Genomic DNA, 13,956 nt, shown 5'->3' with positions numbered 1-13,956 from the left:
AGTAATCTATCGACTAACAATATTAGGCTATTACCGTAGATGTGCCAAGAAATTGTAGCTATAAAAAAACGGGAATTAATCTATATCCCACCAATTAATATTTTTTTCTTCTTCTTCTAGAGGCAAGGGATAGGACTCCCCTATTTGTGGACTTATCCACTGAACGTTTAATTGCCTGGCTTTTAGGATAAACCTTTCAATAGGATCTGTCCAGGAATGCAATGCCAACTTAAATGCACCCCAGTGAATTGGCATTACTAGTCTTGCTTTCAGATCTACCCCAGCTTGGGCTGTTTCTTCTGGGAACATATGAATATCTGGCCACATAGTGTTATACTGTCCACATTCAATCATTGCAAAATCAAAAGGACCATATTTTTCTCCAATCTCTTTAAAATGATTTGCATAGCCGCTATCTCCGCTAAAAAAAATGGTCTCCTCAGAGGATTTAATTACCCATGAACTCCATAAAGTACTTTGCCTGTTACTAAACTTCCTTCCTGAAAAATGCTGTGCTGGGGTACAAATAAACTGAAGTTGCTGAAAACTAGTTTCTTCCCACCAATCCATTTCTATAATTCGAGATTCTTCTACTCCCCAGGCCTTTAAATGCGCTCCCACACCCAAGGGGGTATAAAATAAATTCACCTTACTTTTTAATTTTAGGATGGTTTTATAATCTAAGTGGTCGTAGTGATCGTGAGAGAGTAGTACCGCATCAATTTTTGGCAATTTTTCTATTTCAATAGGCATCTCCTTATTAAATCTATTGGCACCAAGCCAATCATGAGGGGCTGGTACCTTACCAAACATAGGGTCTATTAAGATCGTTATACCATTCATTTGTAAAAGAAAAGAAGAGTGTCCAAACCAAATAAACCTAGTCCCTGAATTAAAATTCGCAATGTTTAGTGAATCAATTTCTTTAACCTTCAAATTTTTTGTCGGACTCCCATTTGGCACTTTGGTAAAAAAGAATTTCTTCGCAAGAGCTAGGGTTTCCATAAGACTAAGGTTTTTAGGGACATTTTTGGTATTTATAAATACACCTTTGTTGTAATTTTCAGATTTCGAATAACGTTTTTGGTCTTCTGTAGATACCTCTCCTCCAAAGGAAGGGTAAAAGCTAACAAATAAAATATATCCTCCTATCAATGTGGCAATGATCAGTCCCAAGCTTATTAGCATAATTTTTATGTATTTTTTAATTCTTCGCAAATTGTTTATTGTATGGAAATATTATGACTACGCTGTTTATAAACTAAGTAAAGGATTCGCTTGCATCGCATCTCGGATAGTAAATAGAGGCAATCCCATTTTGTATTTTGAAGACAAACTCATGGTAGCTACAGATAAGGGAAGCTTAGATGCTACAAGGATACCGTGAGACTTCTTTATAAAACTGCTTCGTTCCTTATGGTAGTCCGTCATAAAAAATTTAGCATTTGGTTCTATAATCATGGCCAAAATTAAATATTTATTGGCAACTGCTAACAATGATAATAATATTATTGCGAAAGTGATTTTATTTCTCCAGTATACCTGATTGGAAATCGAAAAGAACTGGTAATTGTCATGGAGGATTTTAAGTTTGGAAACAATTGTGCATTTACTCGAAAATTTTCTGTTTTCTTGGTGAAACTAAATTGTAAGTCGTACCGTTTTTTTTTCTCATTCCATTCCATACTATAGTCATCGGGGATTCCACTATACTGTATCGAGGTGTCGTTTTGGCCATAACCGCTAGTCATTTGCCTTTCTCCAAAATAAGGTAAGTAAACCTGGATACTGTCGTTAAAAATCCTAAAGTGGTTAGAATTGCCAATCAGGCTAATCTGACCTGGATTACTGCCTGGAGGTACTAGTCCGGCAGCGGCAACCTTGCTCATGGCTGCCGTGTTTTGAGGGTAAGCAAAATCCGAAATAATTTCTAGGGTCGACCCTTCTACTAAGGCATGTAGTTCTTTAGATGAACTTTCTGAAGGGGTGGTATTAGAATGGCTACCACAACCAATAGTAAAGATAACACAAGTAAGAGTCGCTACACTTTTTTTTAGCATTTTTGTCTGTATTTAGAATTTTAGCTTAAGTCTCCTTAAATTACAAAGCTTTTGTTTAAAAGGATACAAATTTTTCTTAATTCTTAGTTATTGCAAATAGATCCAGGAACACGTCTGTATAAAATGTATAAGCCCGTTGGTTTTTTGAGTCAGCTTAGCTCAAATAATGCCAAGCAATTGAGAACAAAACGATTTGTAAGTGAATTGTTTAATTTTCCAGAAGGTACTATGCCTATTGGAAGATTGGATGAAAAATCCGAAGGCTTATTGCTATTTACCAATAATGGGGCTTTAAGTGACAAGATTAATAGAGGAGGAATAGAGAAAGAGTATTATGCCCAATTAGACGGTATAATTAATCAAAAGGCTATTGAATTATTGCAAAAAGGAGTAGAAATTGGTCATCAGGGAGCAAAATACATTACTAAAAGTTGCAAGGTGGGCAGACTACAAAAAGAGACAGCTATAAGTTCACCTGATGGGAGTTTAAGAATAGGTAGACATCGACCTAATAGTTGGATATCCATTATTATTACCGAAGGAAAATTTAGACAGGTACGTAAGATGACAGCGGCTGTGGGCTATCCTACCTTACGATTAATAAGAGTGCGCGTAGGGGGAATACATCTAGATTTACTCAATCCTTATGAGGTAGAAGAAATTTCCCCTGAAGGACTACCAATCCAGCCTATTTAGATTTGATTAGGCTAGTTTTCTTTTTTTCTTGATAGTTACGATTCATACTCCATCCATATCCTAATTGGAAATGTAAGGTCCGTTTTATGTATTTCATATCCAGTGTTCTCATGATATCTTTTGATTGATTGTTACTAATAAGACGAAATATGAAATGTTTTGTTACATTAATTCGGATTAACTATACTTAAACTTTAGGGAATGAAGAGAGGTCTTAGTAATTATGCTTTTGAATATATCTTGAGGGTAATACGCCAAAAGTGTCTTCAAAGCATTTAGAAAAATAACTGGAACTTTTAAATCCTGAGTATTTGGCTATATCTCGGACATTGCCTCCATTTTTATATAGCGATTTAAGAGCTCTTCTAAGTCTAAATTCCCTAAAGAGTGAATTAGGGGATTTACCAGTTAGTCTTTTTAATTTCTTATAAAAGCCAGATGCACTATACCCAACTATTTCAGGTATCGCATTCATCTTAAATTCTGACCGCTTCCATGAATCATCTAAATAGTTCATCACTCTTTTTAGAAAATACTCGTCCTTGGTGGAGAGAATCCGTATCTGGCTGGTGTCTATTTCTGCATTTTTATTTTCTTTTTTAAAATAAGACTGAACGGCTTTTGAAATCACGATGGTGTCTGGTATCCATTCACACATATAATAAGGTGTACTGCCTACGCTTGGCTTCCTTAGTACTAGATCATAGTCAGAATTAGTACAACTAATACCGATTTGTAATTTTCTAAAGCCCCCGTCGAACTTTGGGGTGATATATTTAAAATTCGATTGTATTTTTAGTGCACAGCCAATAGCGTTGTTAGCCGTGTTAAAAATAAGCAGATACGTATTGTTGTCTTTATAAACTATTTTCGCCTCGTATAAATGCAATGTCTTGGCGAGGCTATTGTGAAATTTTTGTGTAAAAATGCTGAACTGTTTAGATTCAAGACGATTCAAGTAGTTGCTAGTTTCCAGCATCATCAAGAAATGTTGCTTTGTATCGGATTGAATCATCTTTAATCGTATTGCTAAACGTTAGTTGTTTGTAAGAAGTTAGTTAAGAAGCCACTTTTTTTTAAACAGATCAGATCTCTCTCTGTCTTTCCTACAAGATAATGATTTTAAACGAGTTATCTCTCAAAAAAAATACCTAAATGGCTTTACGCGAGTGTAAATGCACTTAGGTATTTGATTTTTAAAAGTATTTAAGCAATAAGCGTCTTATATTTTCTTTACGCGAACGGCGTTCATGCCTTTTTTGCCCTTTTCTAATTCAAAAGATACGCGATCATTTTCCACGATCTCATCAATAAGACCACTGACATGGGTGAAATATTTTTCATTGTTCTCTGTATCTATAATAAATCCAAAACCTTTAGAAGAATCAAAAAAGGAAACTTTTCCTTTTCTAACGGGATCTACCTCTTCATAATCACCCTCTTCCTTTTTTGGAATTCCCAGTATAATATCTTCGGCCTCAATCTCTACTTTTAGGGATGGGTCCGGAGGGGTATCGGTTAAATTTCCATTATGGTCTACGTAGGCAAATTCAATTCCTCCTCCTTTTTCTTTGGCAGCTGCCTTTCTTGCTTCTTTCTTTTTTTGCTTTTCCTCCCTCTTTTTAAGGCGTTTCTTTTCTTTTTCTCCCTTACTATAGGTTTGTTGTGATCTTGCCATGCAGCTATTTATTTTTTAATTGCGCTTAAATGATGGTTTGCTTAGAATAACGCTCTTTAATCTATTGAATTGGAATAATTTCCCTAAGAAGGGCAGAGCAATTAAAACCAAAGGTCTTGAGTTATCTGTTTAAACTACTGCTAAGATAGCATATGAATTTTGAATATTAGAATTATTGCTATGAAACCTGTGGTATTGTTTATAAAAAGTGGCGAAGTTGGTTTAGATTCTCAGCCCTTATTAGAGGAATAATGCAGTGGATGTATACAAGAGATAAGGGAAATGTGTACATTTAAAAGAAGGAAATCATAAATAACAGAAAACTTGTTTATAATTATGCATAGGTCTATTAATGTCCTTATTAAGGGATTTATGATTGTGGGACTTTTAATTAGTACATCTGCCTGCAAGTCAATTACAGAAGAGAAAGAAACTAGTGCTATAGCAAATTCCGAGATCACTGTTGGTAAATTTGAACCCATTTTTAATGGAGAGAGTCTAGAAGACTGGGAAGGTGATATGAGTTATTGGAATATACATAATAATGTATTGATAGGTGAAGTAACCAATGATAATCCACTTAAAAACAATACTTTTCTAATTTATAAGAAACTTGAATTACAAGACTTTGAATTAAAGCTAGAGTTCATGATTGAGAAAGCGGGTAATAGCGGAGTAAACTATCGATCTGAAATAGTGGATAGTATTCCTTATGCACTGCGCGGGTATCAGGCGGATATTGATGGTAAAAATAAATATACCGGTCAGAATTATGAAGAACGGAAGCGTACTACATTAGCCTACAGGGGCGAACAGGTTATTATTGATTCCCAGACTAGTGAAGACGGAACCCCTATTTTAAGGGAAAATATTAAGAATAATGCCTGGCAAAACCGCACAGTCTCCTCTACGCTAGGAAATTCAGACAGTCTCAGATCAAGGATTAATATTGAGGACTGGAATACTTGTCGTATTGAGGTAAAAGGAAATAAATTTAAGCACTATATTAATGGAATATTAATGAGTGAAGTGGAAGATTTAGACAGTATTAACTATAGTGGAAAAGGATGGCTGGGACTTCAATTACATGTTGGTCCTCCAATGAAAGTTCATTTTAAAAACATATTTCTTAAACGCTTATAAATCCCATGCGCCCAATAGTTCAGATATCCTTAGATCTAACTGATATTGAAGAAGCAATTTCTACTGCAGAGATGGCACTTAGAGCCGGAGTAGACTGGTTAGAAGCGGGTACTCCACTCCTACTAGCAGAGGGTTTACATGCGGTAAAAAGACTACGGGAGAAATTTCCTGAAGTTCCTATTGTGGCCGATCTCAAAACTATGGATGGTGGATATTTGGAGACAGAAATGATGGCGAAAGCCGGAGCCACGCATGTTGTGGTAATGGCTAAAGCTCATGATGAAACCATTAAAATGGTAGTTAAGGCCTGTGAAGATTTTGGGATTAAAGTTATGGGCGATAATATGGCTTGTAGGGATATGGTTGTCGGAGCAAAACGATTAGAATCTCTTGGATGCCATTATATTGTGCATCATATTGGTTACGATGAAAGAAGGGGTATAGCCGCTATGGGCAAGCGTATGCCTAGTCCTTTGGATCAGTTAAAGGAAGTGGTGGATAGTGTCGGTATACCAGTTCAGGCCGTTGGCGGTCTAAGCATTGAACAGGCCATCAAATGCCCTGAATTGGGAGCGCCTATTGTAGTCCTTGGAGCCCCGCTTACCATTGATGCAGATTCTTTCAAGACGGCCTCAGGAGATTTAGAGACTTCTTTACGACTTATCTGTAACAAAATTCATGGTCTTGAAAATAATTAGAAATAGATTTATTTAAATTATACTTATGACGAATAGCGCTGTAGTTAACTATGCCCCTAAAAAAGGAAGCGTAGAAATTCGAGAGATAACACCGCCAAAAATTGGGCTTACAGATGTTTTATTGCAGGTTGAAAATGTTGGAGTATGCGGGAGTGATCTTCATCAATGGACAGCAGATCACAGTTGGCCTGTAAACTATCCGGTGGTCTTAGGACATGAATTTGGGGGACATATAGTAGCCCTTGGAAAAGATGTTAGAGATTGGAAAGAAGGCGATGCTGTGGTTAGCGAGACGGCCGCGGTGATAAATAGTAAGAGCCCACTAAGTTTGCAAGGTTTATATAATTTAGACCCAGACCGAAAAGGATTTGGTTATGGCGTAAATGGTGCTATGACTAAATTTGTTAAAGTCCCTGCTCGTTGTCTTCACAAAATACCAAAAGGATTAGGTTTTCAAGAAGCTTGTCTTACGGAGCCATGTTCGGTAGCGTATAATGCAGTTGTCGTAAATTCCAATATAAAGCCGGGAGACAGAGTTTTGATTTTGGGTCCCGGAACCATAGGTATTCTTTGTGCCGCCATTGCCATACTCACCGGAGCTGAAGTAGCTATGGTTGGCTTAGAAAAGGATGCCTCCAGACTTGCCATTGCCCAGTCTTATGGTTGTACTCCTATCATAAAGGATGCATCGTCATGGGCTAAGGAAGTAGATGGCCTAGGTGTGGATTGTGTAATAGATGCGGCCGGAGTAAGTGAAACTCTGCGATTGGCATTAAAATGGGTTCGCCCTAATGGCCATATTACAAAAGTTGGTTGGGGTCCCCAGCCTTTTAGTGCTAGCTTGGATCCTTTAGTTCAGAAAAATGTAACATTAAAAGGAAGTTTTAGCCATAATTGGCCTATTTGGGAAAAAGTATTGGCCTTACTGGCAACCAAACGATTAGATGTTCAGCCCATCATAGGAGGCGTTTGGAAATTAGAGGATTGGCATACAGCTTTTAATGCAATGCATTCGGGTGAAGTAGTAAAAAGTGTTTTAAAACCTTAATATATAGTATGCGTTTAGAAAATAAAGTAGTCCTGGTAACCGGGGGATATACAGGAATTGGTAAGGCCATAGTGCTAAAGTGCCTTGAAGAAGGTGCAAGGGTTTGTGCTAATGGATTAAGGGAAGAAAATGCTAAGGAACTGTTGCAAAATCACAGTAGTGAAAGTTTGTGTGTGCTCACCAGAGATATTACAAAGGTTAATTTTCCTGCAGAGCTCGTAACCATGACCGTTGAAAAATTTGGGAAACTAGATGTAGTAGTAAATAACGCCGCTTTAATTAAGTCTTCCAACATTGAGACCACTACTCTAGATTTTATGAGAAAGATGTTAGAAATAAACACCATAGCACCGTTTGCTTTGATACAAGCTGCGTTGCCTTATTTAAAGAACGAGGGAGGATGTATTTTGAACATAGGCTCTATTAATTCCTGGAGTGGAGAACCTAACTTATTACCCTATAGTATTTCAAAAGGGGCTTTAATGACTTTAACTAGGAATTTAGGCGACAGTCTTTTTAGAGATTTTGGCGTAAGAGTAAATCAAATTAATCCAGGATGGGTTTTAACGGAGAACGAGAAGCTTAACCAAAAACAGCAAGGCATGCCAGCGGACTGGTATACCCGACTTCCAGATATGTTTGCCCCTGCTAACAGAATTATAAAACCAGAAGAAATTGCAGCCGGAGCTCTCTATTTAATATCTGATGAATGTGGTCCAATTAGTGGACAGGTTCTGGAATTAGAGCAGTTCCCTATGATTGGCAGGAATATTCCTAAAAATTTAAAAGGCCTTTAATTAAACTAATAAAAAAGATATGCCAAAGTTAGCTGTATTTCCAAAGGCCTTTATGCATGCACTATGCAAAGATGGATCTATGCGAATTGCTGAATGGATTGCCCTGGCGGAACCTTTGCAGGTTAGTGGCTTGGAGTGGTATGCAGGTTTTCTTGAAATGCAAGATCGAAATAAATGGAACACTTTAAGGCGACTGGCGGAGCAGTCGGGTAAAACTATTCCTATGTTGTGTTGCTCTCCCGACTTTACCCATAGCGATGTAGCACACAGGAAGAAAGAAGTAGAAAAGCAAAAATATTGGATAGAGATGAGTGCAGAGATGGGGGCTTCTTATTGCAGAGTATTATCTGGTCAAAGAAGGCCAGACTTAGGGATAGAGGAAGGTATTTCTTATGCAAAAGACTGCATCGAAGAGTGTTTGCCAATGGCACAGCAATATGGTATCACCCTAATCATTGAAAACCATTATAAAGATGATTTTTGGGAATACCCCGAATTTGCCCAAAAGAAGGACATTTTTTATCAACTCGTTAACCAAATTAGGCACCCCAATTTTGGTGTTAATTACGATCCCAGTAATACTTTCCTAGCAGGAGAAGATCCAATTGATCTATTAAATTTAGTTGTAGACAGGGTAGTTACCATGCATGCTAGCGATCGTTTTTTGTTAAGCGGAAGTATAGAAGATTTGCGCAGGGAAGAAATAGGTGTGGAAGGATATGCAAAAAGACTGAGCCATGGTGAAATAGGTAAAGGTTTAAACGATTATGATACCATTTTTAAACTATTAAATGGGGCAGGGTTTAATGGCTGGATAAGTGTTGAAGATGGTGTTGACGGAATGGATCAATTAGAAAGAAGTGTTTTATTCTTAAGACAAAAAATAAAACTATACTGGCCTGAATTTAAGTGATATAAGTACTATTTTACATCTTTTAATGTCCTAAAAAGAATTGGCTATGGTAATTCCGAGAGAAGGATTGGAAAACAAATTGGGGAGACGAGTTGGGATTTCATTTAAATTAATAGTATCAGAGATTAAAGCAGACAGATCGATATTGTTTTTCTCAATAAATTGAAACATCTCATTATATGCATGGGCTTGCATTCCATGGCTACCCAGTATTTCTAATTCTTTCGCAATTACGGTGTTCATAGGAAGAGATGGTGAAGCATCTACGCCCGACATTAGTCCAATTTGAATATGTTTCCCTCTTTTTTTGAGACTATGAATAGAATCAAGACATGTCTGGGTACTGCCCAGGGCATCTAAGGAAATATCTACACCTCCGTCACTGTATTCAATTATTTCTCTAACTGGATTTGCCTTCTTAGCATTGATAACATAGTCTGCGCCTAAAGATTTGGCCAAAGCACATTTGTTGTCGTTAATGTCGATCGCGATAACCTTTGCCCCCATTGCTTTGGCAATCAATATGGCAGACAAACCTACACCGCCGCAGCCATATATGCCAATACTCTGATTTTCCATTAGATTACCTTGCTGCCTTACTCCTCTGTAAGCTGTTATAAATCTACAGCCAAGAGCGGCTGCTTCTTCGAAAAGCATGGCCTTAGGGAGACCTACTAAATTTAGATCGGCATTGGCAATAAAGACATATTCAGCAAAAGAACCCCAGGCAGTAAAACCAGGTTGAAACTGATCATCACACACTTGCTGGTTTCCCGTTTTACAGTAATTACATTTTCCACATCCGCCTACAAAAGGAACCGTTACCCTATCCCCTACCTTCCATTTAGTTACCCCCGAACCAATTGAAACTATTAGTCCGGCAAATTCATGTCCGGGTACATGGGGTAGTAAAATATCTGGATCATGGCCCACATAACCATGCCAATCACTAAGGCATAGTCCTGTAGCCTTTACCTGAATAACCACTCCATTTTTGGAAGCACAGGGATCTTTTACTTCTTTTACAGCCAAAGGACCATTAAATTCTTTATAGATAACTGCCTTCATTCCGCAAGCATAATAAGGATGTTAATATTATTTAAATATACTTAAAACACCTTCATTAAGAATAAAAAAGCAGGATAAGAATATCCTGCTTTCTGGGTTTAACACCACGTTCCTTATGGCATAGGAACCAAATCAAAAACTAAATTTTGAATCCCGCCATTTAATACGTCATAGCTTTTTTAGCGGCTATTGAATAGTATAACTAAACGGTTATAGCATTAATGGGGGAACCGCTATGTTTTCATATTCTGGGTAGTTTATTCTTCTTCCCAATGGGACAAATTTCATAATTATTATTCATTTTTAGGCTGTTTTGTTGTGTTTTTCGATATACTGCAAGGGCCTAGTCCAGACTCATATATTTTGTAAACAACACATTATTAACAGGTTATAAATATTTTTATCGATATACTACCTAATTGACCCTAAAAAAAAAGAGCGCCTAAATAGCGCTCTTTCATGGTTAAAAGTTGGTATTTGGTGTAATATTTACTTGGAATCTAAGACCTTAGTGCTATAATAAGCGCTAGATCTTACAATTTTTCCATCTTTATCAAAATCATGTAGGTATAAAACAGGAACATTGAATTTTTCACCATCCGATTTACGCTTCAATCTGGCGGTCCACCAGGATTGTACCACTCTTCCGTCTCTAAGGTCGTATTCCAAGTAATCTGGATAACCTTGAACATCAAAAGTAACCTCATAGGTTTCCCAAATTCCCTTATTTCTCTCCTTTATTTGATCCATTGTCATGCGCTCGTTCCCAGTTTCTAAGGTCATAAAATCTGCATCCTCTGCAAAATAACTGTAGGCAGTTTCAAAATCTTTATTTTCAAAGGCAGTCATAACCTTTCTTACTGTATTGATATTTTCGTGGTGATTATATATTGTCCCATTTTCTCTGTCGGCAAGACTTCTGCCAATTTCGCTATAAACTCTCTCGTCATAATAGCTAATCATTGTCTTGATTTTATTATCCTCATCCATTAGAATTAACCTGTGAAAAGGCATGTTTAATTTTACACCGGTTTTTTTGTGCATTCCTTTTAAAGTATTCCATGTTTGGACCCAGACCTGACCCCCCTTATACTCAATTGCGTCGGGATACGCCTGCATGGTTGGTTCTAGGGAAAGATACATAGTCTCCTCTTGCCAAAAAGCAACATCTTCTATCATTTCTTCTTTTGTGGTTCCCTTAGCATTAGTTCTTCCATCAGAACCGTTATATCCCTTGAAGTCTTCGGATAAATAACTGGCAACTTTATCGGCATCACCAGCAATAAAGGCAGCAAACATTTCATTTACCACCGTAATGGCGGGATGTTCATCAAAAACCTTTCCGTTGTTTTTTTTCTGAGAATAACCTATGGCTACTGTAAAAAGTAGCATAGTGAGCATAATTTTTTTCATGTTAGTGTTTTTATGTTAATGGTTTCAAAGAAACCATTTCTCTAAATTTTATTGATAAAATGTTGGACGAGTATAGCTAAATATTGTCCGAGTATGCCATATAGCTGTACAAAGGATTGTCAAGAAATGATGTTGTGTATTCTTTAATAATGTAATATGGGTATTGATTCGACTATATAATCAACTTTATGCTTATCTTTTGATCTCCGATTGGTAAACTATTATATGAGTTCAGAATTACAAGCTGGGAAAAAGTTTGGAACTTTTGCGGGTGTGTTCACTCCTACGATATTAACTATCCTAGGTGTTATTATGTACCTTCGAATGGGTTGGGTGGTAGGAAACGCTGGGCTTTTAGGTGCTTGGTTAATCATTATTATATCCTTTATGATTACCCTTACAACAGCCCTTTCTATGTCTGCTATTACTACAAATATCCGAATTGGGGCAGGTGGAGCATACGCTATTATATCCCAATCATTAGGATTAGAGGTCGGTGGTAGTTTGGGTATCCCCAGATTTGTTTCCCAGGGTTTGGCGGTTACCATGTATATTTTTGGTTTTCGCGAGGGTTGGCTATTTATATTTCCACATCATGATCCGTTTGTTATTGATATTCTAGTTTTTTTTGTACTCCTAACAATAGCTTATATAAGTGCTGATTTAGCCATAAAGACTCAGTTTCTAATTATGGTAATCATAATTTTATCGCTTGTCTCTATAGTGTTAGCAGCCTATCACGGTTCTATGGGCATACCAATAGAAGAGGCTGTGAAATGGGGAAATTTTAAAGGATCTCCAGAAAATGGCTTTACTGGATCCGGATTTTGGATAGTTTTTGCTGTTTTTTTTCCTGCCTCTACCGGAATCATGGCAGGTGCAAATATGTCGGGAGAGCTAAAAAACCCAAAACGAAGCATTCCCCTTGGTACCTTATGGGCCATAGGGATAAGCTTTGTGATTTATATGGTCTTGGCGTATTGGCTAGCCAGAACTGCGACCGAAAATGAGTTAATCTCTAATTATAATATCATCATCGATAAGGCCTATTTTGGCCCCTTAATTATTGCAGGAATTTTAGGAGCAACTTTTTCGTCGGCTTTGGCTTCGTTAGTTGGTTCATCCAGAATTTTATTCGCAATGGGGCAACATAGGGTACTGCCATATAGCGGATTTTTGGAAGGGCAAAGTGCTAATGGACAACCGAGGAATGCAATGATTGTTACTGGTATAATGATCTTTCTCACTATGTTACTTAGGGATTTAAACGCTGTTGCACCCTTGGTGACCCTATTTTTTCTGATTACCTATGCCATGATTAACATAGTAGTAATCATAGAACAAAATTTAGGGCTTATTAGTTATCGTCCGGTATTTAAGGTAAAGAGATGGATTCCTTGGCTGGGGCTGTGTTCCTCTGTATTAGCCATGTTTATAATTAATCCTACCATAAGCCTTTTAACCATCAGTATTGTATTCTTAGTCTATTGGTTTCTATCTAGACAACACATAGAAACACCTTTTGAAGATGTGAGATCTGGTTTATTTGTTTCATTTGCAGAATGGGCAGCAAAGCATACCTGGGGAATGAAATCTATGCAGCAGAGAGCCTGGAAGCCCAATTTAATGGTACCTATAAGGGATTTGGCCGGCGCAAAGGGTAATTTTCAGTTTTTAAAAAACATAGCAAAGCCAAAAGGTTCAATAAAATTATTGGGAATAGAACCACTTAAGAGCAATACATTATTGAGTGAACAATTGGCTTCTATGTCGGAAGCATTTAGGCTTAAAGGGGTGTTTTCTAGCTGGACAGTAATCAATACGGAGAATTTTTCTCTAGGTGTAAACTATAGTAATCAGGCTTTAAAGGGTGCGTTTTTTAGACCTAATATTGTGTTTCTTAATCTACAAGATCATGATGACTATGATACAGAGATTAGACCTGTTATAAAGGAGTGTATTCGTCTCGAGATAGGTGTTTTATTATATGCATCCCATCCAACTGCCCTTTTAGGTGAACGCAATATTATTAATGTTTGGGTTAGTGATAGGCGTAATAATTGGACTCTAGGCTGGGATTTTGGTAATTTAGACCTATCTACCTTAATAGCCTATAAACTAAAGAAGAATTGGAATGCCAAAATTCGTCTGATAATGGTTCTGCATGATGAAAAAGAAATGGATAAGGCCTTAGAATTTCTTAATTCCTTGGTTAGTTTGGCTAGACTACCAAATACACTCATAGAAGTAAAAATTGGACATTTTAAGAATGTCCTATCTGCTGCCCCATCTGCAGATTTGAATATTTTTGGAATGGACGATCGATTAGAATTTGAGTTTATCCAAGATATAAGAAACAGCGTAAAGGGCACATGTCTTTTTGTAAAGGATTCCGGACACGAAAGTATTTTGGCATAAACTATTTGTTTTCTACAAAAATAT

At 37.1% G+C, this 13,956-nt stretch carries 14 protein-coding genes; 7 read left to right on the top strand and 7 right to left on the bottom strand.

Annotation, left to right across the window (positions count from 1 at the left end; genetic code table 11):
• Positions 1-75: 75 nt before the first annotated feature.
• From PXG98_RS14325 to PXG98_RS14315, 3 genes are all read right to left on the bottom strand, one after another.
• Positions 76-1,188, bottom strand: a complete 1,113-nt coding sequence (locus tag PXG98_RS14325) for an MBL fold metallo-hydrolase (protein ID WP_276392159.1) — start codon at positions 1,186-1,188, stop codon at positions 76-78.
• Between the two features lie 66 nt (positions 1,189-1,254).
• Complete coding sequence (locus PXG98_RS14320; RefSeq protein WP_276392156.1) at positions 1,255-1,461, bottom strand: hypothetical protein; 207 nt, start codon at positions 1,459-1,461, stop codon at positions 1,255-1,257.
• A gap of 47 nt (positions 1,462-1,508) precedes the next feature.
• Positions 1,509-2,060, bottom strand: coding sequence for a DUF4251 domain-containing protein (locus PXG98_RS14315; protein ID WP_276392154.1), 552 nt, complete (start codon positions 2,058-2,060; stop codon positions 1,509-1,511).
• A 90-nt stretch (positions 2,061-2,150) separates the two neighbouring features.
• Between PXG98_RS14315 and PXG98_RS14310 the strand changes: the two genes are divergently transcribed.
• The gene (locus PXG98_RS14310; RefSeq protein ID WP_338150251.1) at positions 2,151-2,756 is read left to right on the top strand and encodes a pseudouridine synthase; all 606 of its coding nucleotides are present in this window, start codon (positions 2,151-2,153) and stop codon (positions 2,754-2,756) included.
• A 214-nt stretch (positions 2,757-2,970) separates the two neighbouring features.
• On the opposite strand, the gene PXG98_RS14305 is transcribed toward PXG98_RS14310, so the two are convergent.
• Together PXG98_RS14305 and PXG98_RS14300 are read right to left on the bottom strand one after the other, a co-directional pair.
• Positions 2,971-3,771 (bottom strand): helix-turn-helix domain-containing protein, encoded by an 801-nt coding sequence (locus PXG98_RS14305; RefSeq protein WP_276392152.1) that lies wholly within the window; start codon positions 3,769-3,771, stop codon positions 2,971-2,973.
• A 207-nt stretch (positions 3,772-3,978) separates the two neighbouring features.
• Positions 3,979-4,434 (bottom strand): cold-shock protein, encoded by a 456-nt coding sequence (locus PXG98_RS14300; RefSeq protein ID WP_276392151.1) that lies wholly within the window; start codon positions 4,432-4,434, stop codon positions 3,979-3,981.
• Between the two features lie 336 nt (positions 4,435-4,770).
• Here PXG98_RS14300 and PXG98_RS14295 point away from each other — a divergent pair, with 336 nt between their 5' ends.
• Genes PXG98_RS14295 through PXG98_RS14275 form a run of 5 tightly spaced genes read left to right on the top strand, consistent with a single transcriptional unit; the run spans position 4,771 to position 9,033 of the window.
• A complete protein-coding gene (locus tag PXG98_RS14295) occupies positions 4,771-5,577 on the top strand; it encodes a 3-keto-disaccharide hydrolase (protein WP_276392150.1) in 807 nt (268 codons plus the stop codon).
• A 5-nt stretch (positions 5,578-5,582) separates the two neighbouring features.
• Positions 5,583-6,275: an orotidine 5'-phosphate decarboxylase / HUMPS family protein gene (locus PXG98_RS14290; RefSeq protein WP_276392147.1), complete on the top strand. Its 693-nt coding sequence runs from the start codon at positions 5,583-5,585 to the stop codon at positions 6,273-6,275.
• A 25-nt stretch (positions 6,276-6,300) separates the two neighbouring features.
• The gene (locus tag PXG98_RS14285) at positions 6,301-7,323 is read left to right on the top strand and encodes a zinc-binding dehydrogenase (RefSeq protein WP_276392146.1); all 1,023 of its coding nucleotides are present in this window, start codon (positions 6,301-6,303) and stop codon (positions 7,321-7,323) included.
• Positions 7,324-7,331: 8 nt separating this feature from the next.
• Positions 7,332-8,120: an SDR family NAD(P)-dependent oxidoreductase gene (locus PXG98_RS14280; protein WP_276392144.1), complete on the top strand. Its 789-nt coding sequence runs from the start codon at positions 7,332-7,334 to the stop codon at positions 8,118-8,120.
• A gap of 19 nt (positions 8,121-8,139) precedes the next feature.
• Entirely contained in the window at positions 8,140-9,033 is an 894-nt protein-coding gene (locus PXG98_RS14275) for a sugar phosphate isomerase/epimerase family protein (RefSeq protein WP_276392142.1), read from the top strand.
• 30 nt (positions 9,034-9,063) lie between these two features.
• Here PXG98_RS14275 and PXG98_RS14270 read toward each other — a convergent pair whose 3' ends face one another.
• The gene (locus PXG98_RS14270; RefSeq protein WP_276392140.1) at positions 9,064-10,101 is read right to left on the bottom strand and encodes a zinc-dependent alcohol dehydrogenase family protein; all 1,038 of its coding nucleotides are present in this window, start codon (positions 10,099-10,101) and stop codon (positions 9,064-9,066) included.
• A 489-nt stretch (positions 10,102-10,590) separates the two neighbouring features.
• Positions 10,591-11,514: a nuclear transport factor 2 family protein gene (locus tag PXG98_RS14265; protein WP_276392138.1), complete on the bottom strand. Its 924-nt coding sequence runs from the start codon at positions 11,512-11,514 to the stop codon at positions 10,591-10,593.
• Between the two features lie 225 nt (positions 11,515-11,739).
• On the opposite strand from PXG98_RS14265, the gene PXG98_RS14260 reads away from it, so the two are divergent.
• Entirely contained in the window at positions 11,740-13,932 is a 2,193-nt protein-coding gene (locus PXG98_RS14260; RefSeq protein ID WP_276392136.1) for an amino acid permease, read from the top strand.
• Positions 13,933-13,956 lie beyond the last annotated feature (24 nt).

The organism is Eudoraea chungangensis (assembly GCF_029360665.1).
Taxonomy (GTDB): domain Bacteria; phylum Bacteroidota; class Bacteroidia; order Flavobacteriales; family Flavobacteriaceae; genus Eudoraea; species Eudoraea chungangensis.
The sequence above is the reverse complement of the archived record's forward strand: the minus strand, read 5'-3'. Positions and strand labels throughout refer to the sequence as shown.

What these genes read in the sequence shown, in the direction of transcription:
- PXG98_RS14325 (WP_276392159.1), bottom strand. Translation starts at nt 1,188, where the DNA reads ATGCTAATAAGCTTGGGACTGATCATTGCCACATTGATAGGAGGATAT.
- PXG98_RS14320 (WP_276392156.1), bottom strand. Translation starts at nt 1,461, where the DNA reads ATGATTATAGAACCAAATGCTAAATTTTTTATGACGGACTACCATAAG.
- PXG98_RS14315 (WP_276392154.1), bottom strand. Translation starts at nt 2,060, where the DNA reads ATGCTAAAAAAAAGTGTAGCGACTCTTACTTGTGTTATCTTTACTATT.
- PXG98_RS14305 (WP_276392152.1), bottom strand. Translation starts at nt 3,771, where the DNA reads ATGATTCAATCCGATACAAAGCAACATTTCTTGATGATGCTGGAAACT.
- PXG98_RS14300 (WP_276392151.1), bottom strand. Translation starts at nt 4,434, where the DNA reads ATGGCAAGATCACAACAAACCTATAGTAAGGGAGAAAAAGAAAAGAAA.
- PXG98_RS14295 (WP_276392150.1), top strand. Translation starts at nt 4,771, where the DNA reads ATGCATAGGTCTATTAATGTCCTTATTAAGGGATTTATGATTGTGGGA.
- PXG98_RS14290 (WP_276392147.1), top strand. Translation starts at nt 5,583, where the DNA reads ATGCGCCCAATAGTTCAGATATCCTTAGATCTAACTGATATTGAAGAA.
- PXG98_RS14285 (WP_276392146.1), top strand. Translation starts at nt 6,301, where the DNA reads ATGACGAATAGCGCTGTAGTTAACTATGCCCCTAAAAAAGGAAGCGTA.
- PXG98_RS14280 (WP_276392144.1), top strand. Translation starts at nt 7,332, where the DNA reads ATGCGTTTAGAAAATAAAGTAGTCCTGGTAACCGGGGGATATACAGGA.
- PXG98_RS14275 (WP_276392142.1), top strand. Translation starts at nt 8,140, where the DNA reads ATGCCAAAGTTAGCTGTATTTCCAAAGGCCTTTATGCATGCACTATGC.
- PXG98_RS14270 (WP_276392140.1), bottom strand. Translation starts at nt 10,101, where the DNA reads ATGAAGGCAGTTATCTATAAAGAATTTAATGGTCCTTTGGCTGTAAAA.
- PXG98_RS14265 (WP_276392138.1), bottom strand. Translation starts at nt 11,514, where the DNA reads ATGAAAAAAATTATGCTCACTATGCTACTTTTTACAGTAGCCATAGGT.
- PXG98_RS14260 (WP_276392136.1), top strand. Translation starts at nt 11,740, where the DNA reads ATGAGTTCAGAATTACAAGCTGGGAAAAAGTTTGGAACTTTTGCGGGT.